Below are 22597 nucleotides of genomic sequence, written 5' to 3'. Positions count from 1 at the left end.
CCGACGCGGCTCGGGCCGTCATTCAGGTAGTGTCTCGATCGACGATCTCGAATCCGATATCCAGCGTTTGCCCCGCCCGTTGGAACGTCGGTTGCGCCATGCGCTGCAGCAGATGTTCGGCCGCACGCAGGCCGATGGCAGCCCCGTCGATACGGACGGTACTCAACGCGGGAAAGCTGGCAGCGGCATAGCTGCTGTCGCCGAAGCCCATGATTGCCAACTCTCCCGGCACCGACAACCCGCGACTTTGCGCCTCCGCCAGAACGCCGAGGGCGAGGATATCCGAGCTGCAGACGATGGCGTCCAGCGAATGCTGATCGAGCAGTTCGGCGCTCTTTTCCCGCCCCCAGGGCATGCTCGAGGGCGTACCGACCTCTCGCAGCTGATACGCCCCTTCTCCTGCCCGTTCCAGTGCCGAGACGAAACCGGCGACACGCCGTCTGGCGCGAGAATCGTCGGCGCTGATGAGTCCGAAGCGACGACAGCCCCGCGACAGCAGATGCTCGGCCACGTCGCGGCCTACCGACTCGTGGGAGAAGCCGACCAGCATGTCCAACGGGTCATCGGTCATGTCCCAGATCTCGACCAGCGGTACCTGGGCCGACTGGAGGCGCTGACGGGTCAGCGGCGAGTGGCGACAGCCGGTGAGAACAATTCCGTCAGGGCGGCGGCTCAGCACCGTCTCGAGAATCGTCTCTTCCTGTTCCGGGGTATAGCCGACTAGGCCCAGCAGCACTTGGTAGCCCTGAGGCGACAGCGCGCCCATGACCGTCTGCACGACTTCGGCAAACAGTGAATGCGCGACCGTGGGCACTAGCAGCGCGACCAGCCGGCTTCGGCTCGAGGCCAGGGCACCGGCGACCCGATTGGGCACGTAGCCGGTCTCCAGCACCGCTTGCTGCACCCGCAGCCGCGTACTCTCGCTCACCAGTTCAGGCCGGTTGAGCGCACGCGACACCGTCATCGGCGCCACGCCCGCAACGCGCGCCACATCGGTCAAGCGCGCGCTACCGGTCGAACGCGACGAGCGATATGTCCCGCCGCTATCGTCCATAAAAATGATTACCCACTCGGCTATCCTTCGACTCGGCTATCCTGCGACTCGGCTGCTTTTCAACTCTATCCTTCAACTCGAAACCCAATTTGGCCGACCTCATGGCAGGCCTCGCCCAGCGGGGCCTGGTAGCGCCATCATTTAATCACGGCCCATCCCGCTTGAGATCCATAGGCTGCCCCATTCGATTCAACGATGGGGCGGAGAGACGAACACCTTCAGGCTTGCGCAACCTGCCGCCCAGACGTCGGCCTCAAGCAAGGCGATTCCCGCCGTCGGAAACCCCACGCCCGCGCTGGCCGAACCATCTACCAGCCGCCCCGTCAGAAGACCAACCAGCGGCATATGGCTGACGAGGATCAGTGGCCGCGAAACGTCCATCTGGGTCAGCCGTTCGACCAGCGCACCAACATCGTCATCCGGCGTCACGCCTTCGATCGTGTCGGTGTCGCCGTGCATGGCATCGGCGATGGCCTGCGCTGTCTGCTGGGCCCGGTGATAGGGACTCGACCAGATCGTCGCACCGGTGAGCGCTGGGCGTGATGCCAGCCAATGGCCGGCGCTCTGCGCTTCCTGCTCACCGCGTCGGGTCAGCCGCCGCTCGGAATCGGGGTTTCCCGGCGCCGCCTCTCCGTGTCTGACGATCGCGAGCCAGCCCATCACTCGACGTCCGGGCCCAGCTCATGGGCACGAGATACCGCTTCCCGAGACAGCATGAACTCGACGTCACTGCTCTGCTCGCTCACCATCAGCGCCTTGGCCATGTCCTTGGCCGGAACGCCGCCGAACATCACCTGATAGAGCCCCTGCGCCAACGGCATGTAGATGTCTTCCTGACGGGCCTTCTCGCACACCAGCTTGACCGTATTGACCCCTTCCGCCACCTGGCCAAGCACGTCGATGGCGGAATCGAGGTCATGCCCCTGACCCAGGGCGAAGCCGACGCGGTAATTGCGCGAGAGTTCCGAAGAGCAGGTGACGATCAGATCGCCGACGCCGGAGAGCCCCAGAAAGGTCATCGGATTGGCGCCGAGCGCGACCGCGAATCGGCTCATTTCCGCCAGCGCACGCGTCATCAACATGCTGCGCGTGTTCTCGCCCATACCCAGCGCGGCCGCCATGCCGGCGGCGATGGCATAGATGTTCTTGAGCGAGCCGCCGAGCTCCGCGCCATAGCGATCGTTGCCGGCATAGACGCGGAAATAGCTGCACCCCAGCGCTGCCTGAACGTAGGCGCGCGTGACCGGGTCGTCGCTGGCGATCACCGTCGCCGTGAGATGCTTCTGCGCGATCTCGGCCGCCAGATTCGGGCCGGAAAGCGCGCCGATATGCGAGGAGCCGGTCTCTTCTTCGATCACCTGGCTCATCAATTTGAAACCGTCGGCTTCGATGCCTTTGGTCGTGCTGACCAGAATCTGCTCGGGACGCAAATGAGGTCGTACCTGCTGAAGCACGGTGCGAAACGCCTTGGAAGGAATCGCGATGAACACCACGGCGGCTTCGGCGACCGTCAGGGCCAGATCGGTGGACGCCACCACCGCCGGATTGATCGAATAGTCGGGCAGATAGCGGCCGTTGCGATGCTCGCGGTTGATCTGTTCGACCAGGGCTTCATCGCGCAACCACTGGCGGACCTCGGCGCCGTTGTCGGCGGCGATACTGGCGATAGCGGTACCGAAGCTGCCCCCGCCGAGTACCGCGACCTGCATGCGTTGTTCTGATCCGTTTTTATCTGACCCGTTTGTATCTGACCTAGTTGTATCCGACATGGCCGTTCCATTGACGATGAGCGATACCCCATAGTGTAACGAAAAAACGCCCCGAAAACGGGGCGTTGATCATGGCGAGACGCTCGGTTCAGCGGTAGATGGACTTCGCTAGTCGATCATCCCCACCAGCGAATCGATACTGGACCGGGCGTCGCCGTAGAGCATGCGCGTGTTGTCCTTGAAGAACAGCGGATTCTCGATCCCCGAGTAGCCGGTGCCCTGCCCGCGTTTGCAGACAAAGACCTGCTTCGATTCCCAGACCTTCAGCACCGGCATGCCGGCGATCGGGCTCGCGGGATCTTCCTGCGCCGCGGGATTGACGATGTCGTTGGAGCCGATGACGATCACCACGTCAGTGCTGGCGAAATCATCGTTGATCTCGTCCATTTCCAGCACGATGTCGTATGGGACGCGCGCTTCCGCCAGCAGCACGTTCATGTGCCCTGGCAGGCGCCCGGCAACCGGATGGATGCCGAATCGCACCTCCTTCCCTGCCGCGCGCAGTTTGCGCACCAGATCGCTGACTGCGCTCTGCGCCTGAGCCACGGCCATGCCATAGCCCGGCACGATGATCACGCTATCGGCATCGTTCAAGGCGCTCGCCACGCCGCCGGCGTCGATCGCAATCTGCTCGCCCTCGATCTCGGCAGCGGGCCCCTGAGTGCCACCGAAGCCGCCCACGATGACGCTGACGAAATTGCGGTTCATCGCCTTGCACATGATGTAGGAGAGAATCGCCCCGGAAGACCCTACCAGCGCGCCGGTCACGATCAGCAGATCATTGGACAGCGTGAACCCGATCGCCGCAGCGGCCCACCCCGAGTAGCTGTTGAGCATCGAGACAACCACCGGCATGTCGGCCCCACCGATACCCATGATCAGATGCCAGCCGATGAAGAATGCCAGCGCCGCCAGTAGCACTAGCGTCCAGAAACCGGCGCCGTTGAAATAGGCGATGGCCAGCACCAGGCACAGCGCTACCGCGCCAGCGTTGAGCAGATGCCCGCCGGGCAGCTTTTGCGGCTTGCCGCCGATCTTGCCGGCCAGCTTGGCGAACGCCACCACCGAGCCGGTGAAGGTGACCGCGCCGATGAACACCCCCAGCACCACTTCGCCCTGCAGGAAAGAGAGCTCCGCCGGGGTCTTCTGGGCCAGGGTCGAGGCAAACGCCGACAGCCCGTCGAAGGATACGCCGGCCGTTTGCATCGCCACGACGCGGGCACGTTCAAGCTCGGCGTTCCAGCCGATGAAGACCGCGGCCAACCCGACGAAGCTATGCAGCGCTGCCACCAGTTGCGGCATCTCGGTCATCTCGACCTTACGCGACAGCCAGACCCCGATCAGACCGCCAATCAGCATCATCGGAATCAGCCAGCCGTAGCCGCCGACATTGGGCCCCAGCGCAGTGAAAACCACGGCGATCGCCATCCCGACGATGCCATACCATACCGCGCGCTTGGCCTTTTCCTGATTGCTCAACCCCCCCAGGGAGAGGATGAACAGCACACTCGCCGCGATCGCCGCGGCGGAAACGAACTCATGTTGCAACATATCGATTCTCCGCGGATCAGGATTTCTGGAACATGGCGAGCATACGGCGGGTCACCAGGAAGCCGCCGACAATATTGATCGAGGCGATCAGCACGGATATCCCGGCCAATAGCCCGACCAGCCAGCTTCCGGAGCCGATCTGCAACACGGCACCCAGAATCACGATCCCCGAGATCGCATTGGTCACCGCCATCAGCGGCGTATGCAGCGAATGGCTGACGTTCCAGATCACCTGAAACCCGACGAAACAGGCCAGCGCAAAGACGATGAAGTGCTGCATGAACGACGCCGGCGCCATCAGCCCCAGCAGCCACATCAGGACGCCGCCCGCGACCAGCATGCCGATCTGACGCCGGCTCTGGGCCAGGAACGAGGCATGCTCGGCCGCCTTCTTCTCTTCGGGCGTCGGCTCCTTGGTCTTCGGCTTGGGCTTGGCCGCCGCAATCGCCTTCACCTTGGGCGGCGGTGGCGGGAAGGTGATGTCACCGCCATGGGTCGCCGTGGCGCCGCGGATGACGTCGTCGTCCATGTCGTGAACGATCACGCCATCCTTTTCCGGCGTCAGATCGGTCAACATGTGGCGGATGTTGGTGGCGTAAAGCAGCGACGCCTGCGTCGCCATCCGCGAAGGGAAATCGGTATAGCCGACCACGATCACGCCGTTGCCGGTGACGACGCGCTCATCCATCACGGTCAGATCGCAGTTGCCGCCCTTCTCGGCAGCCAGATCGATGATCACGGAGCCGGGCTTCATCAGTGCAACCATGTCTTCGAGCCACAGTTTCGGCGCCGGCCGGCCCGGGATCAGCGCGGTGGTGATGACGATATCCACCTCCGGGGCCTGCTCGCGGAACAGCGCCAGCTGCTTTTCGCGAAACTCGGGGCTCGAAGGCGCCGCGTAGCCGCCGCTACCCGAGCCGTCCTGACTGTCCTCGAAATCGAGAAACAGGAACTCGGCGCCCATCGATTCGATCTGTTCCGCCACCTCCGGACGAACATCGAAGGCGCGAACCACCGCGCCCAGACTGGTTGCGGTGCCGATCGCCGCCAGTCCGGCAACGCCGGCACCGACGATCAGCACCTTGGCCGGCGGCACCTTGCCGGCCGCCGTCACCTGGCCGGTGAAGAAGCGCCCGAACTGGCTACCCGCTTCGATCACGGCACGATAACCGGCGATATTGGCGGTGCTGGAAAGCGCGTCCATCTTCTGGGCCCGCGAGATACGCGGGACCATGTCCATGGCGACAACCGTCGCGCCCTTGGCACGGCAGCGCTCGAGATTTTCCTCGTTCTGCGCCGGCCAGAAGAACGTGATCAGTGTCTGACCTTTCCGCAGCTGCTCGATCTCCGCTTCGACCGGCTCCCGAACCTTGATCACGACGTCCGCTTCGCTCCACAGTGCATTCGCGCCGTCAATGACGGTGACGCCGGCATCGCGATATGTCTCGTCGCTGAACCCGGCGAGCGCGCCGGCACCGCTCTCGATCAGGCACTCGTGCCCCAGCTTCTGGATCTGCTGCGCGCTTTCGGGCGTCAGCGCCACTCGCGCTTCTCCTTTGGCGAGCTCCTTGGGCGCTCCAATCTTCATTCGCTGCTCTCCCGATGGTCAGCCATGCATCGACACTCCTTGCTGTGCATCTCGATAACGCGCGGTTCCCTGCCCTCAAGGCGATAACGCCGTAGCGGGGAGAGATCGTCGTCAGTTAATCAACGCGATAGACAATCACTGCGATAGGTGATGACAGTTTTCCGGAGAACGACCAAGGGGATCAAGCGATTAGGAGGAAAACCAACCCGGCCAATAACTTATGGCAGGCATAATAAAAGCGTTATATTTAAATTCTTCGCCAACCCGTTGTTTTAAATATCAAAACCCGGACCCCTGATTTCCGTTATCCAACTTATAACGAATGACTTATCACTAAAAAATGCCGGCTCGAGAACCGGCACTATTCAATGATCGGGACGGTCGGAATCTTTACGACGAGCAGGAGAGGCAAACCGGCGGCGCGCTGGGAAGCGGCGCCTCGGCCCAGACATCCATCCCCGGGCGACGCGTGAAGGGTGACGAGAGCAACTCGCGGAATGTCTGCAGCGGGCGGGTATCGCCTTCCTGCGCGGCCTCGATCACCTGCTGGGCGAGATGGGTACGCAGGATGTAGAACGGATTGACCCGACGCATGGCCGCCAGCCGTTCCGTCTCTCCCCGAGACTCCTGCGCGAGACGCTGCCGGTAGCGCTCGAGCCAGGCATCTAGCGGACTATCCGGCCCTGCGCTTTCGATTTCCGCGGTCAGCGACAGGCCGCCGACGACGTCCTGGTCACTCAATGCGCGGAAACTCCGGTGGAAGTCGGCCCGCGAACTCTCGAGCAGCGACAGCCAATCCTCGATCAACGCCCCATCGGCCTCGTGCTCGGTCTCGAGCCCGAGACGCCCGCGCATCAGGATCGCGTACGCCGCCTGCAACGTGGGCTCGTAGCTGTCCAGTATCTCGCGCAGCCGTTCCACTTCGATCAAGGGCGTCAATGACTGGCCCAGCACGGTCAGATTCCACAACCCTACGCCGGGCTGCTGATCGAAGGCGTAGCGTCCGGTCGCATCGGTGTGGTTGGGCGTCAGATTGGATTCGAAGCGATCCATGAAGGCATAGGGACCGTAGTCCAGCGTCAAGCCCAGAATCGACATGTTGTCCGTGTTCATCACCGCATGAACGAAGCCGTAGGCTTGCCAACGGGCGATCAGTTCCGCGGTTCGCGTCACCACGTCCTGGAACAGCGCTTCCAGCGGGGCGGGCTCCTGCGCGAGATCGGGGCGATGGCGATCGATGACGTGGCGCATCAGGCGATCGATATCTTCGACGCGCTGCTGCTGATAAAGCCATTCGAAGTGGCCGAAACGTACGTGACTCTCGGCCAGTCGCAGCAGCGTGGCACCCGGCTCGACGCGCTCCCGCATGACTTTTTCGCCGTTGACGGCAACGGCCAGGGCCAGGGTGGTCGGGATCTTGAGCCCGGCCATCGCCTCGCCGGCGAGATATTCGCGTATCGAGGAGCGCAGCACCGCGCGGCCGTCGCCGAAGCGCGAATAAGGTGTCTGTCCCGCGCCCTTGAGATGCAGGTCGACAGGGCCCAGCGGCGGCGTCGCCTCGCCGAGCAGCAGGCCGCGACCGTCACCCAGCGCCGGATTATAGGTGCCGAACTGGTGGCCGGTATATTTCTGGGCCAGCGGATCCATGCCCTCCAGCAGCTGCTCGCCACTCATCAGCGCGGTCAACCGCTGGCGATCGATATCATCCACCTCCAGCCCAAGCCGCGTCGCGCCGAGCGGGCTGACATCGAGCAGCCGCGTATCGCGCCTCGGAGTGGGCATTACGCGAGTGAAAAAGTCGTCGGGGAAGCGGGACCAGACATTATCGAAGGTCAGTGCCTCGAGGGACGTTTCGCTGGCCATGATGGCCTCCTCGGGTTGGCAGAAAAGTCGCTGTAGTCTAGCTCAACTGGGCGAACACACACGAACGGCCAGTCACGATGGGCAACCGGCGCCGATCAGGCACGGGGTTGGTTAGGTCACGGGGTCGATTAGGCACAGGAGCCCCATAGCGGCCATAGCGGCCGCGCGGGGAGAAAACAATAGCCGGGAAAGCCGTCAGGCCGGGCTATCGGCCGCGAACGAGCTGTCGGCGCCATGGGTGCGTATCAACTCACCGTTGGTGCGCAGCAGCGACAACAGCTGACTTTGGTAGCCGGGTGACGTCGAGTAGTTGTGCAACGTGCCGATCAGCTTTTCGGCGGAGATCGACTTGCCGGTCGCGGCCAGCGCGGCCCGTTGTCCACGAAGCTGAGCATAGGCGCGGTGGGTATTCAGGTTATGCAGATAGGCGCCGACACCGTCGCGGACGCTATCGAATACCTGAAAGCGGCGTGACGTACCCTGCTGCGCGATACCGCAGCCGGCGCTGAAACAGCGCATGCCGAACAGGTTGTTGCTCTCCTTCGCCAGCCGTGAGGTTCCCCAGCCGGACTCTTCCACGGCCTGGATCACGACCATTTCCAGCGGTACGGTGTTGACCCTTGTCAGCAACGCCTGGCTGACCTTGCCGGGCGAGCACTGCACGCCATAGTCATCGCATAGCCGAGCCAGCCGCTGCTTCTCGTCCGCGGTCAGGGGATTGATGCGCGTATGTACGCCGACCAGCCAATTCCGATCGCGCTGAATACGCGCATTTTCCGCCTGCACCAGCGGTACCAGCATACTCAGGAAGGCAGCCTTGCGTTCAGGTCCGGCCTTGAGCTCGGCCAGATCCGGAAGCTCGGTGACCGGGTCCAGCGCGGGCGGCTGAACACGCGTATCCAGCGTCGCCACGGTCCGGGAGGAAGCCGGCACGGTTTCGGATATCGACTCGGCATGAGCGGCTATCGGAAACGTTGCCATAGTGACCACCAGACAGAGTCCCGCAACTCGCGTCGCGACACTGTGGCAGCGCTTTACGCCTGCCGCGTCGTGGCACCGATCTCGAGTCATGAAGCGTGCGAAGGGTGAAAAAGAGAGCCGGGTAAAAACCGGCAGGAAGGATCGCGACATACTCGCGCCTCCGTCGAGAAGAAGACGGCAGATTAACAACAAATAGCCGCCGGGTTGAGGAAAAAACGTGCAAGATGAGTATTTTCATCAACGAGACGGCCGGCCACGAGGGCCGGCCACGAGGGCCGGCCGTCAAGGTTCAGAAACGACTCAGATGAAGATGATCAAGCACTTAGCAGTGCGTTGAGGCGCTTGACGTAAGCCGCCGGATCATCAAGATGGCCGCCCTCGGCAATGACCGCCTGATCGAGAAGAATACGCGCCAGATCGTCGAAATTGCCCCCTTCTGTACCTTCGAGGCGCGATACCAGCGCATGATCGGGGTTGAGCTCGAGAATCGGCTTCACCTCCGGCAGCGGCTGCCCCGCCGCCTCCATCATGCGCCGCATCTGAAAGCCCATTTCATGCTCCGGCAGCACCACGCAGGCCGGCGAGTCGGTCAGGCGATGGGTCACCCGCACTTCCTGCACTTCCTCGCCGAGTGCCTCTCGTACACGTTTGACCAGGTCTTCCTTGGATTTGGCAGTTTCCTGCTGGGCCTGCTTCTCGGCTTCGTCGGCCATGTCGTCGAGTTCCAGGTCGCCCTTGGCCACGTCGGCAAAGGACTTGCCGTCGAACTCGGTGAGGTGGCTCATCAGCCACTCATCGACCCGATCATGCAGCAGCAGGACTTCGATGCCCTTCTTGCGGAATATCTCGAGGTGCGGGCTGTGGCTCGCGGCCTTGAACCCGTCGGCAACGATGTAATAGATCTTCTGCTGGCCTTCCTTCATGCGGCCGACATAGTCCGCAAGCGACTGATCCTGCGTCGTGCTGTCGGTATGCGTGGTCGAGAAGCGCAGCAGCCCGGAGATCTTGTCGCGATTGGCGTAGTCTTCCGCCGGTCCTTCCTTCAACACGTCGCCGAACGTGTTCCAGAAGGTCTGATACGCCTCGCTGTCTTTCGACAGCTTCTTGAGCATGTCCAGCCCGCGTTTGGTCAACGCGGACTTCATCGAGTCGACCTGCGGCGATTTCTGCAGCAGCTCGCGGGAAACGTTCAGCGGCAGGTCGCGGGAATCCAGCACGCCCTTGATGAAGCGCAGATAGAGCGGCAGGAACGCCTCGGCATCGTCCATGATGAAGACGCGCTGGACGTAGAGCTTGAGCCCGCGCACCCCGTCCCGCTGGTAGAGATCGAACGGTGCACGCTCGGGAACGTAGAGCAGGCTGGTGTACTCGAGCTTGCCTTCGACCTTGTTGTGACTCCAGATCAACGGATCGCTGAAGTCGTGCGAGATGTGCTTGTAGAAGGCCTTGTATTCGTCATCGCCGATCTCGGCCTTGGGACGCACCCACAGCGCCGTCGCCTCGTTGACGGTCTCCCAACTGACGGTCTCGCTGCCCTCGATCTCGTTGCCCTCTTCGTCGCGCGCCTTCTCGACCTTGGGCATGCGTACCGGCACATCGATATGATCGGAGTACTTGCGCACCAGGTTCTTGAGACGGAACTCGTCGGCGAACTCCTTGGCGTCGTCCTTCAGATGCAGCACGATCTCGGTGCCGCGCTGGGCATAGTCGACGTCGGCAATCGTGAATTCGCCCTCGCCCTTGGAGCGCCACTCGATGCCCTGATCGCTGTCGGCTCGACGAGTGCGCACCACCATCTCGTCGGCGACGATAAAGCCGGAATAGAACCCGACACCGAACTGACCGATCAGTTTGGCATCCTTCTGCTTTTCGCCGGAGAGCTGCTTGAGAAAGTCGGCGGTGCCGCTCTTGGCAATAGTACCCAGGTTCTGGATGACTTCGTCACGATTCATGCCGATACCGGTATCGCGAACGGTCACCGTGCCCGCTTCGGCATCGTGCTCGACCTCGACACGGAGTTCGGCATCGCCCGCGTAGAGCCCGTCATTCTCCAGCGCCTCGTAGCGCAGTTTGTCGCAGGCGTCCGCCGAATTGGAGATCAGCTCACGCAGGAAAATTTCCCGATTGGAATACAGGGAGTGAATCATCAAGTGGAGAAGCTGCTTGACTTCTGTCTGGAAGCCGAGCGTTTCTTCTTGAGTCGCGGTAGTCATTGACGAGCCTCTTGACGCTATTACGAAATTAAGACGGATCCGAAATTAAGACGGACAAAACAAGATGTTCAGCGATATGGGGCTGGCTTTTCCCATTTCAAGCCAGCCCGTCAATCCGCAACGACTTCCTCATCGTCGATGCCTTTCCAACGCCGATAATCGCCCATCGCGCGGTCGACCCGCGTCAACAGCCAGCCCACGATGAAAACATCGTCGACCAGCCCGATGATCATCAGGAAATCGGGAATCAGGTCCAGCGGCGACACCAGATAGATGAGTGCTGCAGCCATCCACCCGAAGGCGGCCCAGGGAATCGGGCGATAACGACCCCGAAAGACATCCATGCACATCGGCCCGAAAACCCGGAACGCGCGGCCGATACGGGCCAGGGCGCCACCGCGCTGCTTGAGGCGGGAAAACTGTGTCACAAAACGCCAGGGATTCATGGGAGAACCTCCGATCAGGATGTTGGGCGCAGAAGCACTCGATCGACGCCGGCCTGGAACTTAAATGGTCACGATCCGGTCAGGATTCAACATCGGCACCTCGAAAGACCGTGGAAGAGTGTGGAAGACCGTCCAGATCGCCGCGACGCCCCCCTGTCGTCTTCGATCGCCACGTATCGAGGCGCTGGCCCGAACAGAGATCGGCGATGACGTCTTGCAGCCGAATTCAAATCTTCGCCGTCAAACACTACCCAAGCCGGCCCCCATCGGCGACGATGGGCGCTGAGTCGACGTCGCTTCGATGCGCGTCGCGATGCCCCCTTCGTGACGCGGACTTGCCAGGAGCGCGACCCGTACAAGCACGCGCGTTGAAGAATAGCGCTTCGAGAAAGAGAGAGACCCAATGCCCGCATTGCCTATCCGCAGACGTTGGTTGAGCTGGTGCCTGGCCGGCGCCATGGGCGTCAGCGCCGTCGCCAACGGTGCCGTTTCGCCCACGGTGAACGCCAGCAGCGATCAGGCCATGAAGCAGGCGCTGGACGCCGCCCGCGACCGGCGCTGGAACGATATCGATGACGCCGCCATTCAGGATCACGTCCTGGCGGGCTATGTGGAATATCACCGCCTTCGTGCCCGGCTTTCCAGCGCTACGGCGGCTCAGGTCAACGATTTCATCGTGCGCTACGGTGACTCGCCGCTGGCCGACTGGATGCGCGGCTCGGCGCAGACACAATTTGGCAAGATGGGACGCTTCGACGATCTGCTGGCCATCAGCGATGGCGAACCCTCGGGCACCATCCGGCAATGCTACTACTACACCGCACTGCTCGATCGTGAACCGGCCAAGGCCGCCGCCGGCGGCGAAGCGCTATGGCATGTCGGCGCCTCCCAGCCCGCGGCCTGTGATTCGCTGTTCTCGACCCTCGAGGATCGCGGCGTGTTGACCGACGAGGACACCTGGGAGCGCATGATGCTGGCCTGGGAAAACGGCCAGAGCGGCCTGGTCACCTATCTCGGGCGAGATCTCGATGATTCCTGGCAGCGAGCGATCGATAGCTTCGATGACGTCCGCGGCAACTACGCCGACGTCACCCGGATTCCACTGGATCTCGGCCCCGATGGCCAGGCCAGCGGGGCACTGATTGCCGCGACGATGCATGGCCTGACCCGGGCCGACACCGAGGCTTCTCTGGAAGCGTGGCGCAAGATTTCCGCCCACGTTTCACTCAGCGAAGATCAGCGTGACCGGATCGAGCATGACCTGGCGTTCTATTCGATGGTTCGCGATGTCGGCAATAATCAGGGCTGGGTCGATACGACGCTGCCGCGCTTGGCGGATGCCGATCTGATCGAGCTGCGGATTCGCAATGCGGTCACCGAGGGCAATTGGGCCAACGTCGCCCGCTGGAGCGAAGCGCTGCCACCGGAGGTACGCGCCGAGGCTCATTGGCAGTACTGGCTCGGCCGCGCGAGCGAGGCGATGGGCGATGACGCCAAGGCGCACCAGGCCTACCAGTTGGCGGCACAGGATCGCAGCTTCTTCGGTTTCGCTGCCGCCGACCGCCTGGGGCAGCCCTATCAACTGCAGATGGCCAATACCGAGGTCACGACGCTTCAGCGAGAACTGACGAATATGCTGCCCGTCGTACAGCGCACGGAAGCGTTGATGCGAATCGGCGAAGACGGGCTGGCCCGCAGCGAATGGTACACCGCCGCCGCCAGAGACACGCCGGCTCAGGCCGAAGCGCTGGCCGATTACGCGATTCGCCAGGGTTGGTACGGCATGGCGATTCAGACCACTATCGCCGCCAAGCAGTGGGATGCGCTACCGTGGCGATTCCCGGCCGCCTATCGAGATTCGTTCCTGAAATGGGGCGAAACCAACCAGGTCGATCCCTACCTACTGATGGGCATTGCTCGCCGCGAGAGCGCGTTCAATCCGCTTGCCGCATCACCGGTCGGCGCGCGGGGCCTGATGCAACTGATGCCCGGCACCGCCGATCACGTCGCTCGCGAACTGGGGATCAGCGCGCCCAACACATCCGAGCTTTTCGAACCCCAGCTGAACATTCGTCTCGGCAGCACTTACATTCGCTCGATGCTGGAGCGCTACCGCGGCAATCGAATCGCCGCGACAGCCGCCTACAATGCCGGCCCCCAGCGAGTCGATCGTTGGCTGAACAGTGCACCGCCCGAGTTCGATCGTTTCGTCGAGAGCATTCCGTTCCGCGAAACTCGTGACTACGTACAGGCCGTGCTGGCGTATCGGGTGATATTCGAAAGCCTCGCCAAGCAGGGCAGCACTCAAGGCGTCGCCATGCTGTCCCCGGCCGAGAGTCAAGGCAACTACGACCCGACGCTGATCGCACGTAACTGAGGCCGGGCCTCTCCAGGCACCGTTCGACAGCGAAACGCCCCGACTGTCCACGAATCAGCTCAACGGCTGAGTCAAGGACAGCATCGGGGCGCTTTTTCGGCGGGACTCGAGAATAACGGGTCTATCGAGTCGATCTACACAAGCCAGATACCGATGCCGGCTCCGCCAGCTAGCGTGACGCCGAGCCCCATCAGCATCATCAGGCCGTCCCCCGCCGTCAGCCCCAACGCCATGATCGCGATCGCCAGCGCCGGTATGGCTGCCGCGAACGGCAGCAGTTCCAGCGGGATCATTCCCAATCCGAGTACGACCATCAGCAGCGCCAGCAGACGCTGGGTCATATCCCCCATCAGCCAGCGCAGTCTCGGCTGCAGGAAGCGATCGATACGTCGGGTCCAAGGCTTGGCACGCTGCGTGACGCGATGCCAGCGATCGTGACTGACGCCCCGCTCACCCAACGCCTTGGGCAGCCAAGGACTCTTGCGTCCGAACACCAGTTGAATCGCCATCAACGCAATGAAGGTACCGCAGACGCTGGGCACTCCCGGAACGCCGCCAGTGGGTAACAACGCAATCAGCGCCGGCAGCAGCACCACCGGGCCGAAACCTCTGGCGTTGAAGGTATCGATAATATCCTGCAGCGTGATGGTGTCGTCCTCGACCTGACGGTCGAGCGTTTCGAAAATAGCGGTCAGCTTCAGGCGCTCCGCCATGCGTCACCTCCTTGTGACATCGTCTGTAACACTGCTCCACGGGCCCGTTCCATCAAATCGCCCGCAACATTGATCCGCAATATCATCGCGCAAGATCAAAATATCGATTGGAACGGGTATCCGCGAGGCAGCCGTATCGGCTCCGACGGGCCTTAAAGCCCGCGGCGCGCATGCTTGAGCGAAATCTGATCGTTGAGCGTCCAGAAATCATAGAGTATGCCGATCAGGAACAACCCCCCGGTCAACAGATAGATCAGGCCGGTGATCCATTTGCCCATGTACATTCGATGAATGCCGAACAGACCCAGGAACGTCAGCAGGATCCAGCCCAGCGTGTAGCTTATCGGCCCGGATCGAAAGCGTAGATCGGCCTGCCGATCCATGCTCGGAATGAGGAACAGATCGATCAGCCAACCGATGCCGAACAACCCCAGCGTCAGAAACCATAGGGTCCCGGTGACCGGTTTGCCGTAGTAAAAACGATGGGCTCCCGTAAATCCGAAGATCCACAGCAGATAACCGATGATCTTGCTGTGCGTGTCGTTGAGACTGATTTCGCGTTGCACCACGCAGACTACTCCTGACTTTTTCGATGACTGAAAACAATTGGCCACAGCCATGATTGGCTGTCACGGCCCCTCCTCCTCGAGGTGAGCGACAGCTTACCCGAGACACCCGCCATGACGCATGCCCCGTTAGCACTTCAAAGCATCGATACCCACGGCCAATAGTGTCAGCGTGCCCGGGATCGTGCAGTGGCCTTCCCGCAACGCCGTCGAATATGACAGCGATATATCAATCTTCTTTAAAAGCGTTAATAAAACCATACCGCATGCCGCGATCAACTTGAAAAAACGGCCTGACCGACAGTAGACGCCAACAAAATTTCCCTCTATGGTTCAAAAGCGGGGCATGGAAAAGGTTCTATCAAAGTCAAGCCATTCGCGCTTGTCGAGGTATGGCCACCAATGCAACATCCGTTGCGTAGGTTTGCAGGCAGAATGTCGTCGGTTGTTAGTCGATCTCGTCCAACTCCTAGTGCGCATTCCCCTTGGTCGGACCACGCATTTCGGGCATCCCCCGGGAGGCTCGGTTACATCACTATGCAAGTTAAGGATATCGACAATGGCAACCGGCACTGTGAAGTGGTTCAACGACACCAAAGGCTACGGTTTCATCTCCCCCGACGATGGTGGTGATGACCTGTTCGCACACTTCTCCGAAATCCAGGCTGACGGCTTCAAGACGCTGCAGGACGGTCAGAAGGTCACCTTCGACGTCACGCAGGGAAAAAAGGGCCTTCAAGCCGCCAACATCAAGGTATCTGGTTAATCCCAGTCAAGGGTCACAGACGTGGAAGCTTCGGCCCATGGCCCGACCGCCTTGAACAAAGCCCACCTAACGGTGGGCTTTTTTGTTCACGATCCAGTGGCGCTCAAGCAGAGAGATGTTTGGCGGCCAGGCTCAGGGTTCGCCGATGTCCTCGTTCCAGACTGTCGGATAGGCCGCGATGAACTGCGTCATCATTTCGCGGCAGGCGGGGTCATCGAGAACTTCGATCTCGACGCCGCGTTCGCGCAGCAGCGCCTCTTCGCCCATGAAAGTACGGTTCTCGCCGATGACGACCCGAGGTATGCCGTATAAAAGGATCGCCCCGCTACACATCGAACAGGGGGACAGCGTCGTGTAGAGCACCGAATCACGGTAGACCGAGGCGGATCGCCGACCGGCGTTTTCCAGCGCGTCCATCTCCCCGTGCAAAATGGCGCTTCCCTTCTGTTGGCGCTGATTGTGCCCGCGACCGATGATCTCGCCCCGGTACACCAGCACGGAGCCGATCGGCACGCCGCCATTCTCGAGACCACGCTTCGCCTGGTCGATCGCTGCCTGCATGAAGTCGTCCATTCCGGCTCTCCTCTCTAATCGCTGGTCGATCAACACCTGCCTCTTGTGCCCATTGCATCGCGCTCCCCGCTTTGCATCCACGTCTCTGGGTGGACCTTTTGCGAGGTCTGCCGTCAGGCGGGAGGATGTAACAGGGGACAGTTCTCCGGGACCACCAACGGCAACGCATCACGGTCCAGCGAGGCGCGAAAGCGCTCGTAGCGCCGTGGTTCACCGTCGAGGTTCAGGGGAAAGGCGCCGTTACTGTCGAACTCGACCCAAGGCACACGCAGATAGCGCACGAACTCGCCGTCCTGAGGCAGATTCTCGAGTTCATCGATGATCCGTTTCAGATCGCCCAGCGAGTTGAAATGACGCACGAACAGCAACTCGAGCAGGCCGTCGTCCAGCCTGGCCGAAGGTGCCAGCCGTTGACCGCCGCCGGCCTGGGAGCCGTTACCGATCGCCAGCATGAACAGCGGAACTCGTGCCTCGCCGTCCGGCCAGCGCATATGCCCTTCATAGGGTTGGTAATTCCAGGCCTTCAGCATGCCCATCAACGAATAGGCGCCGCCACCCAGAAGCCGCTTCAGCCCTACCGGGGTCGAGGTGGTGATCTCCGCCCCGAAACCGCCGGAGGCGACATTGATGAAAGGCTCGTCATCGAGCTTGCCGACGTCAACCTGGCGGATGTCACCCGTCAGCGCCAACTCCAGCGCGTCTCGCGGCGCCATCGGCACGTTCAAACCAGTGGCGAAATCATTGGCGCTTCCCAATGGCAGGATGCCCAATGCTGGTCGCCGTTCGGGAGTCTGACGCATCAATCCCGCGACGATCTCATTGATCGAACCATCTCCGCCCCCGGCAACGATTCGCGTGGCCCCGGCTGCGACGGCATCATCGACCAGCCAGTTGCCATCACCGCCTTCCCAGGTCACTCGAACCCGAAGCTCGTGCCCCTCTCGACGCAGAGACTCGACCGTCTCCCGAATCTCCGGCTGTTGCGCGGATTTACCGTTAAGAATCAACCATGTGCTGTCCTTGCCATGACTGGCCATACCAATCGCTTCCTTTCCCGGGGCCGACCGATCACCGTCGTCGTGCCATCATCTTTCGCGGCTTCGCTGCCGCCAATTGCTTCATTCTAGCGTGTTCCGCTCATATCGTTGTCGGACTCGTTAAACCACACTCCAACGCAGCACTAGGTTACCCGACGTGCCGACGAACGACCGGCGGTCGTGCATGGCGTGTGGCGTACCGCAAGCAACGCGGCTGTGACAGTGCCTATTAAGAATCTTTCCGTCTACAAGGCCTCACTCGCTGGAATTGGCATTTTCCGTTACTCGCTTTGCCAACACCCACAGGACGATCCCGCCTCCGCTGCAAATCAATGCCAACGATACCTGCGGTGCCAATGGCGTCATCAGCAATAGCGTTGCCAGCGTCGCACCGCCGCCCAGCTGAATCGAGCCCAACAGCGCCGCTGCCGTCCCCGCACGTTCGGGAAACGGCTCCAACGCCAGGCTCGCCGCGGCACCCAAGACCATCGAAAAGCCTATCGAAAGCAACGCTATGGGCCCCATGAAGGTCACGACCGATACCGGCACGCTTCCATACAGACAGCCGATCAGGACACCGCCACCAACGACGACGATCAGCCCCCGCTGCACGGTCGACTTCCTTCCCCAGCGCACCATCAATCGGGGCACGATGAAAAACGCCACCGTACTCACCAGTGCGTTGCCCCCGAACCACAGGCTGAAGACCCACTCCGGTTGGCGCAAACGGTCCATCATCACCACCGGCGCGGCCGAGACGTAGACCAGAATGGCCGCCATCATCGTGCTGACGAGAATGGCGTAATAGAGGAATCGCCGGTTGAAAAGCACCGGTCGATAACGTGACCAACGATAGAGGCGCTTTTCGATAAGCGTCCCGGGCGGCCGGGTCTCGCCGAAGCGCCAATAGGCGCTGAGCCACAACAGCCCTGCGAAGCCGGTCATGAACGCGAAGTTACTGCGCCATCCCAGTGCGACGGTCAGCGCCCCGCCCATCACCGGTGCCAGTGACGGTACCAGCGTGAGTGAACCATTAAGATAGCTGTAAAGCTTGGCGCCCTCGGTCGGCGTATAGCCGTCACGGACGGCGGCGAAGGCCACGGTGACGGAAGCGCAGGCGCCCAGTCCCTGAAGTATTCGCGAGAAGTACAGCATCTCGATCGAGATCGCGGTCATCCCGATCAGCGCCGCCACCATATAGATGGCGACGCCGCCCAGCAGCACCGGGCGCCGCCCGAAACGGTCGGTCAGCGGACCAACCAGCAGTTGCCCAACGCCGACGCTCATCAGGAATAGCGTGATGGTCAACTGCAGCGCCGCGTAGGAACGCTCGAACTCACCGGCCATGGCGGTCAATGCCGGCAGATAGATATCAATCGCCAAGGGCGACAGCATCACCGCGCCCATCAGTATCCAGAAAGCCGGACGCTTCTCGCGTGCCTGCATCATTACCTCGCCGCCATGTCAGGAGCGCCTACTCTATCGGCTGGCAAGGGAATGACAACCATTCTCGACATCAATCTCCGGTGGGCGAAAGCTGAAACTCCAGCAGGCGATCATGGTCGCGCAGATCGGCGGCCAGCGGCGGGATATACTTGCGATCGTGGGTTCTCAGCATCATGCGGTATTCGAACTGGCGGCCGTCGTCGCGCGTGCGATAGCTCAGGCTTTCGATCTTGAATCGGTGCGACGCCATCAGATCGTGAATCTGCGTTTCAGCCATCACCGCCTGACTGTCGAATCGCAACACGCAGCGGGCGAATATCCGGCTGGGCATCCGCGCCTCCACCATCCGGAACAGGGAGAGCGTCAACAGCGTTACTACCGTCGCCAATACCGCCGGAAACAGAAACCCGATGCCATAAAGAATACCCAGCGCCGACGTTATCCAGATCGAGGCGGCGGTCGTCAGCCCTCGGACCGTCAAACCCTCCTTGAAAATCACCCCGGCGCCCAGGAACCCGATCCCGGTCATGATGCCCTGTGCCATGCGTGTAGGGTCCGTACGGATCGTGGCTTCCGGCACCGCTGTACCCAACCACTGCCACTGATACATCGTGACCATCATCAGCAGCGCCGAGGAGACGCAGACCAGCGCATGGGTACGGAACCCCGCCGGGCGCCCATGAAAGGTGCGCTCCAGCCCGATCAGGCTGCCGGCCAGCCAGGCCATTCCCAAATGCGTCAGCATCGTCCACGATTCCGGCGACATGCTTGGCTATCTCCTTGTCTCGTTTACGACTATCGTTTCGTTCAAGACTATCGTCTCGTTCATGACTGTCGTTTCAGCATAGTGCTTGCCGCCAGCCGTCGCAGCCTACCCTGACGGTAATGCGCGCTGCCGACGCGACCTTTTACCTCGCTACGAAGGAATGCAAGCTTGAGTAAACACCACAGCCTCACCCCGCCCAGCCGTGTCAGAGAGGAAGAGGACGAACACGATCTCCAGCTCAATGGCGAAGATCTACCCTCGAAAGCGGCGGCCGTACACGAATCCATTCGCGAGGAAGGCGAAAAGGAGTTGAGCCGCACCGTATCGGCACTGCTCTGGTCTGCCATCGCCGCCGGCCTATCGATGAGCTTTTCGATGCTGGCGAAAGGCCTGCTGCATGCGCGTCTACCGGATAGCGATATCGGGTTTCTGGTCGAATCACTGGGCTACACGGTAGGCTTTCTGGTGGTGATCATGGCCCGTCAGCAGCTCTTTACCGAGAACACTGTTACCGCGGTATTACCCGTAATGAGCCAACCGCGGTTCGGTAAATTCGTCTGCCTGCTTCGCCTGTGGGGGGTAGTGCTGATCGGCAACCTGGTCGGCGTCGCGGTTTCCGCATGGGCGATTCTGGCCCTGCCGATCTTCTCGATGCAGACCCACGAGGCATTTCTCTCTCTGGGCGAACACATCCTCGAGAACACGCCGATGCAGATGTTCTCGAAGGGTATCGTGGCCGGCTGGATGATCGCGACCATGGTCTGGCTGCTGCCGAGCGCGGGCAGCGCCAAGATCTGGGTGATTCTGATCGTGACCTACCTCGTCGCCATCGGCGGATTCACGCATATCATCGTCGGCTCGACCGAAGTGATGTATCTGGTCTTCTCCGGTCACGCGAGCTGGGCGGAATATCTGTTCCGATTCGGCCTGCCGACGCTACTCGGCAACCTCGTCGGCGGCACTTTCATCTTCGCCCTGATCAGCCACGCCCAGATCCGCAGCGATAGCGACAACTGATTGCCGTTGGTCGACGACAATGACAGAGGGAAAACGCAGACGGGGCGCCCAATGGGCGCCCCGTCTGCATTTCCGGCAAGCCTGATGAGCCGTTACAGCGCTCGCGCCGCTTCGCGTGCCTCGCTCAGCTCGGCAGTCGTCGCCAAGTTGATCCCGGCAATCAGCGCCTTCAGCGAGGCACTGACGGTGTCACTGTCCTCGGCCACGGCGCACACACGCTGCCCGTCGACGTTGAGCTGGACGAAGGCGATGGCATTGGCCTCGCTGTCACCTCCCAGTGAATGCTCTGCGTAGTCGACGATACCGACGCTGATGCCGGAATGCTTCTGCCACGCATCGGTAAACGACGACATCGCGCCATTACCCTTGCCCGAGAGCCGCAGCGTCTCGGCGCCTTGCCAAAGGGTTACTTCGATCCCCTCGTCCTGGCCCTTGGACAGGCGATAGTCGGCCAGCGACAACGGCGCTTCACAGGTGAAGTGATCGAACATCACCTGGCGAATCATCTCGCTGGAAAGCTCGCTGGCCCGCGTCTCGCTTTCCTGCTGCACGTAAGGTGCCAGCGCCAGCATCATCCAGCGCGGCAGGCTGATGCCGTAATCGCGCTCGAGCAGGAATGCCATGCCGCCCTTGCCGGACTGACTGTTGACCCGAATGACCGCCTGATAGTCGCGACCGATGTCGTGCGGATCGATGGGCAGGTAGGCGACCTGCCAGGGTTCGTCCGGCTGCTGATGCTTGAGCGACTTGCGAATCGCATCCTGATGGCTGCCCGAAAAAGCGGTGTAGACCATCTCGCCGACCCACGGGTGGCGCGGATGAATCGGAATGCTGGTGCACTCATTGACCACTTCGATGATCTCGTCCGGCCGCGACAGATCGAGCTCCGGATCGATGCCCTGGCTATAGAGGTTCATCGCCAGCGTGACGATATCCATGTTGCCGGTACGCTCGCCGTTGCCCAGCAGCGTGCCCTCGACGCGCTCCGCACCGGCCAGCAGCGCCAGTTCCGCGGAGGCCACCGCACCGCCACGATCATTGTGGGTATGGATCGAGATGATGACGCTGTCGCGATTCTTGATGTGCTGGCAGAAGTATTCGATCTGATCGGCGTGATGATGCGGCCCCGCCACCTCCACCGTGGTCGGCAGGTTGAGGATGCACTTGTTGGTCGGTGTCGGCTGCCATACGTCCATGACCGCTTCGCAGATCCGCAACGAGAAGTCGATTTCGGTGCTGGAGAAGCTCTCGGGGGTATATTCGAAGCGCCACTCCACCTCCGGATAACGCTCGGAATAGGTCTTGACCCAGGTCGCGCCCTGTACCGCGATATCGACGATGCCGTCGCGGTCCATCTCGAACACCCGTTCGCGCTGTACGGTCGAAGTGGAGTTGTAGAGATGAACGATGGCACGCTTGGCGCCGACCAGCGATTCGAAGGTCTTTTCGATCAGGTGTTCGCGGCACTGCACCAGTACGGCGATGGTGACGTCGTCGGGGATCTGGCCATCATCGATCAGCCAACGCACGAAGTCATAATCGGGCTGGCTCGCCGACGGGAACCCGACCATCACCTCCTTGATCCCGACCTTGACGATCTGGTGCCAGAAGCGCTTCTTCTGCTCCACGCTCATCGGCTCCAGTAGCGCCTGGTTGCCATCGCGCAGGTCTTCGCTGACCCAGATCGGTGCGTGATCGAGATCACGGTCCGGCCATTGGCGATCGAAGGCGGGTACGCGGGGCGCTGGACGGTATTTTCTATGATCAAAGGCGCGATGATCGGAAGCAGACATGGTGAAATTCCTGAAGGTGAAGAATTCGGCGCGTTTCGACCGCTAATGGCAGTCCGGTCGTCGTGCCGCAAGGGGGAT

At 61.5% G+C, this 22597-nt stretch carries 19 protein-coding genes; 3 read left to right on the top strand and 16 right to left on the bottom strand.

Annotated elements, in window-relative coordinates; translation table 11 throughout:
* Positions 1-22 precede the first annotated feature (22 nt).
* The 9 genes from BTW08_RS06310 to BTW08_RS06270 all read right to left on the bottom strand — a co-directional run bounded on the left by BTW08_RS06310 (position 23) and on the right by BTW08_RS06270 (position 11465).
* A complete protein-coding gene (locus BTW08_RS06310; protein ID WP_246837665.1) occupies positions 23-991 on the bottom strand; it encodes a LacI family DNA-binding transcriptional regulator in 969 nt (322 codons plus the stop codon).
* Positions 992-1243: 252 nt separating this feature from the next.
* Positions 1244-1714: a phosphohistidine phosphatase SixA gene (gene sixA, locus BTW08_RS06305; RefSeq protein ID WP_075561680.1), complete on the bottom strand. Its 471-nt coding sequence runs from the start codon at positions 1712-1714 to the stop codon at positions 1244-1246.
* A complete protein-coding gene (locus tag BTW08_RS06300) occupies positions 1714-2763 on the bottom strand; it encodes an NAD(P)H-dependent glycerol-3-phosphate dehydrogenase (protein ID WP_139313589.1) in 1050 nt (349 codons plus the stop codon). Before BTW08_RS06300 ends, sixA begins: the two co-directional genes overlap by 1 nt.
* 168 nt (positions 2764-2931) lie before the next feature.
* A complete protein-coding gene (locus BTW08_RS06295; RefSeq protein WP_075561678.1) occupies positions 2932-4374 on the bottom strand; it encodes an NAD(P)(+) transhydrogenase (Re/Si-specific) subunit beta in 1443 nt (480 codons plus the stop codon).
* A gap of 16 nt (positions 4375-4390) precedes the next feature.
* Positions 4391-5962, bottom strand: a complete 1572-nt coding sequence (locus BTW08_RS06290) for a Re/Si-specific NAD(P)(+) transhydrogenase subunit alpha (RefSeq protein ID WP_075561677.1) — start codon at positions 5960-5962, stop codon at positions 4391-4393.
* A 390-nt stretch (positions 5963-6352) separates the two neighbouring features.
* Positions 6353-7825, bottom strand: a complete 1473-nt coding sequence (locus tag BTW08_RS06285) for a protein adenylyltransferase SelO (protein WP_075561676.1) — start codon at positions 7823-7825, stop codon at positions 6353-6355.
* 195 nt (positions 7826-8020) lie between these two features.
* Positions 8021-8806 carry a glucosaminidase domain-containing protein gene (locus BTW08_RS06280; protein ID WP_083627717.1) on the bottom strand — a complete coding sequence of 262 codons (786 nt, stop codon included), beginning with the start codon at positions 8804-8806 and terminating at the stop codon, positions 8021-8023.
* A gap of 314 nt (positions 8807-9120) precedes the next feature.
* Positions 9121-11019: a molecular chaperone HtpG gene (gene htpG, locus BTW08_RS06275; protein WP_075561675.1), complete on the bottom strand. Its 1899-nt coding sequence runs from the start codon at positions 11017-11019 to the stop codon at positions 9121-9123.
* 110 nt (positions 11020-11129) lie between these two features.
* Complete coding sequence (locus tag BTW08_RS06270; RefSeq protein WP_075561674.1) at positions 11130-11465, bottom strand: YkvA family protein; 336 nt, start codon at positions 11463-11465, stop codon at positions 11130-11132.
* Between the two features lie 403 nt (positions 11466-11868).
* On the opposite strand from BTW08_RS06270, the gene BTW08_RS06260 reads away from it, so the two are divergent.
* Positions 11869-13842 (top strand): transglycosylase SLT domain-containing protein, encoded by a 1974-nt coding sequence (locus BTW08_RS06260; protein WP_075561672.1) that lies wholly within the window; start codon positions 11869-11871, stop codon positions 13840-13842.
* A gap of 134 nt (positions 13843-13976) precedes the next feature.
* Here BTW08_RS06260 and BTW08_RS06255 read toward each other — a convergent pair whose 3' ends face one another.
* Together BTW08_RS06255 and BTW08_RS06250 are read right to left on the bottom strand one after the other, a co-directional pair.
* A complete protein-coding gene (locus BTW08_RS06255) occupies positions 13977-14555 on the bottom strand; it encodes an exopolysaccharide biosynthesis protein (RefSeq protein ID WP_075561671.1) in 579 nt (192 codons plus the stop codon).
* 152 nt (positions 14556-14707) lie between these two features.
* Entirely contained in the window at positions 14708-15124 is a 417-nt protein-coding gene (locus BTW08_RS06250; protein ID WP_246837660.1) for a TM2 domain-containing protein, read from the bottom strand.
* 556 nt (positions 15125-15680) lie between these two features.
* Here BTW08_RS06250 and BTW08_RS06245 point away from each other — a divergent pair.
* The gene (locus BTW08_RS06245; protein WP_071232112.1) at positions 15681-15887 is read left to right on the top strand and encodes a cold-shock protein; all 207 of its coding nucleotides are present in this window, start codon (positions 15681-15683) and stop codon (positions 15885-15887) included.
* Positions 15888-16019: 132 nt separating this feature from the next.
* Here BTW08_RS06245 and BTW08_RS06240 read toward each other — a convergent pair whose 3' ends face one another.
* From BTW08_RS06240 to BTW08_RS06225, 4 genes are all read right to left on the bottom strand, one after another.
* Positions 16020-16460, bottom strand: coding sequence for a nucleoside deaminase (locus tag BTW08_RS06240; RefSeq protein ID WP_075561669.1), 441 nt, complete (start codon positions 16458-16460; stop codon positions 16020-16022).
* A gap of 113 nt (positions 16461-16573) precedes the next feature.
* Positions 16574-17497: a lipid kinase YegS gene (yegS, locus tag BTW08_RS06235; RefSeq protein ID WP_075561668.1), complete on the bottom strand. Its 924-nt coding sequence runs from the start codon at positions 17495-17497 to the stop codon at positions 16574-16576.
* A 255-nt stretch (positions 17498-17752) separates the two neighbouring features.
* Positions 17753-18943, bottom strand: coding sequence for a multidrug effflux MFS transporter (locus tag BTW08_RS06230; protein ID WP_075561667.1), 1191 nt, complete (start codon positions 18941-18943; stop codon positions 17753-17755).
* Positions 18944-19013: 70 nt separating this feature from the next.
* Positions 19014-19709, bottom strand: coding sequence for an MgtC/SapB family protein (locus tag BTW08_RS06225; protein ID WP_075561666.1), 696 nt, complete (start codon positions 19707-19709; stop codon positions 19014-19016).
* Between the two features lie 168 nt (positions 19710-19877).
* Between BTW08_RS06225 and BTW08_RS06220 the strand changes: the two genes are divergently transcribed.
* Entirely contained in the window at positions 19878-20726 is an 849-nt protein-coding gene (locus BTW08_RS06220) for a formate/nitrite transporter family protein (protein WP_075561665.1), read from the top strand.
* A 92-nt stretch (positions 20727-20818) separates the two neighbouring features.
* Here the strand turns inward: BTW08_RS06220 and BTW08_RS06215 are convergent, their stop codons facing one another.
* The gene (locus tag BTW08_RS06215) at positions 20819-22519 is read right to left on the bottom strand and encodes a 2-isopropylmalate synthase (protein WP_075561664.1); all 1701 of its coding nucleotides are present in this window, start codon (positions 22517-22519) and stop codon (positions 20819-20821) included.
* Positions 22520-22597: the final 78 nt, after the last annotated feature.

Source organism: Salinicola sp. MH3R3-1 (genome assembly GCF_001937155.1).
Classification (GTDB): domain Bacteria; phylum Pseudomonadota; class Gammaproteobacteria; order Pseudomonadales; family Halomonadaceae; genus Salinicola; species Salinicola halophyticus.
This window is presented reverse-complemented; position numbering and strand designations above follow the sequence as displayed.

What these genes read in the sequence shown, in the direction of transcription:
- BTW08_RS06300 (WP_139313589.1), bottom strand. Translation starts at nt 2,763, where the DNA reads ATGCAGGTCGCGGTACTCGGCGGGGGCAGCTTCGGTACCGCTATCGCC.
- BTW08_RS06280 (WP_083627717.1), bottom strand. Translation starts at nt 8,806, where the DNA reads ATGGCAACGTTTCCGATAGCCGCTCATGCCGAGTCGATATCCGAAACC.
- BTW08_RS06245 (WP_071232112.1), top strand. Translation starts at nt 15,681, where the DNA reads ATGGCAACCGGCACTGTGAAGTGGTTCAACGACACCAAAGGCTACGGT.
- BTW08_RS06225 (WP_075561666.1), bottom strand. Translation starts at nt 19,709, where the DNA reads ATGTCGCCGGAATCGTGGACGATGCTGACGCATTTGGGAATGGCCTGG.
- sixA (WP_075561680.1), bottom strand. Translation starts at nt 1,714, where the DNA reads ATGGGCTGGCTCGCGATCGTCAGACACGGAGAGGCGGCGCCGGGAAAC.
- BTW08_RS06240 (WP_075561669.1), bottom strand. Translation starts at nt 16,460, where the DNA reads ATGGACGACTTCATGCAGGCAGCGATCGACCAGGCGAAGCGTGGTCTC.
- htpG (WP_075561675.1), bottom strand. Translation starts at nt 11,019, where the DNA reads ATGACTACCGCGACTCAAGAAGAAACGCTCGGCTTCCAGACAGAAGTC.
- BTW08_RS06230 (WP_075561667.1), bottom strand. Translation starts at nt 18,943, where the DNA reads ATGCAGGCACGCGAGAAGCGTCCGGCTTTCTGGATACTGATGGGCGCG.
- BTW08_RS06255 (WP_075561671.1), bottom strand. Translation starts at nt 14,555, where the DNA reads ATGGCGGAGCGCCTGAAGCTGACCGCTATTTTCGAAACGCTCGACCGT.
- BTW08_RS06295 (WP_075561678.1), bottom strand. Translation starts at nt 4,374, where the DNA reads ATGTTGCAACATGAGTTCGTTTCCGCCGCGGCGATCGCGGCGAGTGTG.
- BTW08_RS06270 (WP_075561674.1), bottom strand. Translation starts at nt 11,465, where the DNA reads ATGAATCCCTGGCGTTTTGTGACACAGTTTTCCCGCCTCAAGCAGCGC.
- BTW08_RS06215 (WP_075561664.1), bottom strand. Translation starts at nt 22,519, where the DNA reads ATGTCTGCTTCCGATCATCGCGCCTTTGATCATAGAAAATACCGTCCA.
- BTW08_RS06290 (WP_075561677.1), bottom strand. Translation starts at nt 5,962, where the DNA reads ATGAAGATTGGAGCGCCCAAGGAGCTCGCCAAAGGAGAAGCGCGAGTG.
- BTW08_RS06260 (WP_075561672.1), top strand. Translation starts at nt 11,869, where the DNA reads ATGCCCGCATTGCCTATCCGCAGACGTTGGTTGAGCTGGTGCCTGGCC.
- BTW08_RS06285 (WP_075561676.1), bottom strand. Translation starts at nt 7,825, where the DNA reads ATGGCCAGCGAAACGTCCCTCGAGGCACTGACCTTCGATAATGTCTGG.
- yegS (WP_075561668.1), bottom strand. Translation starts at nt 17,497, where the DNA reads ATGGCCAGTCATGGCAAGGACAGCACATGGTTGATTCTTAACGGTAAA.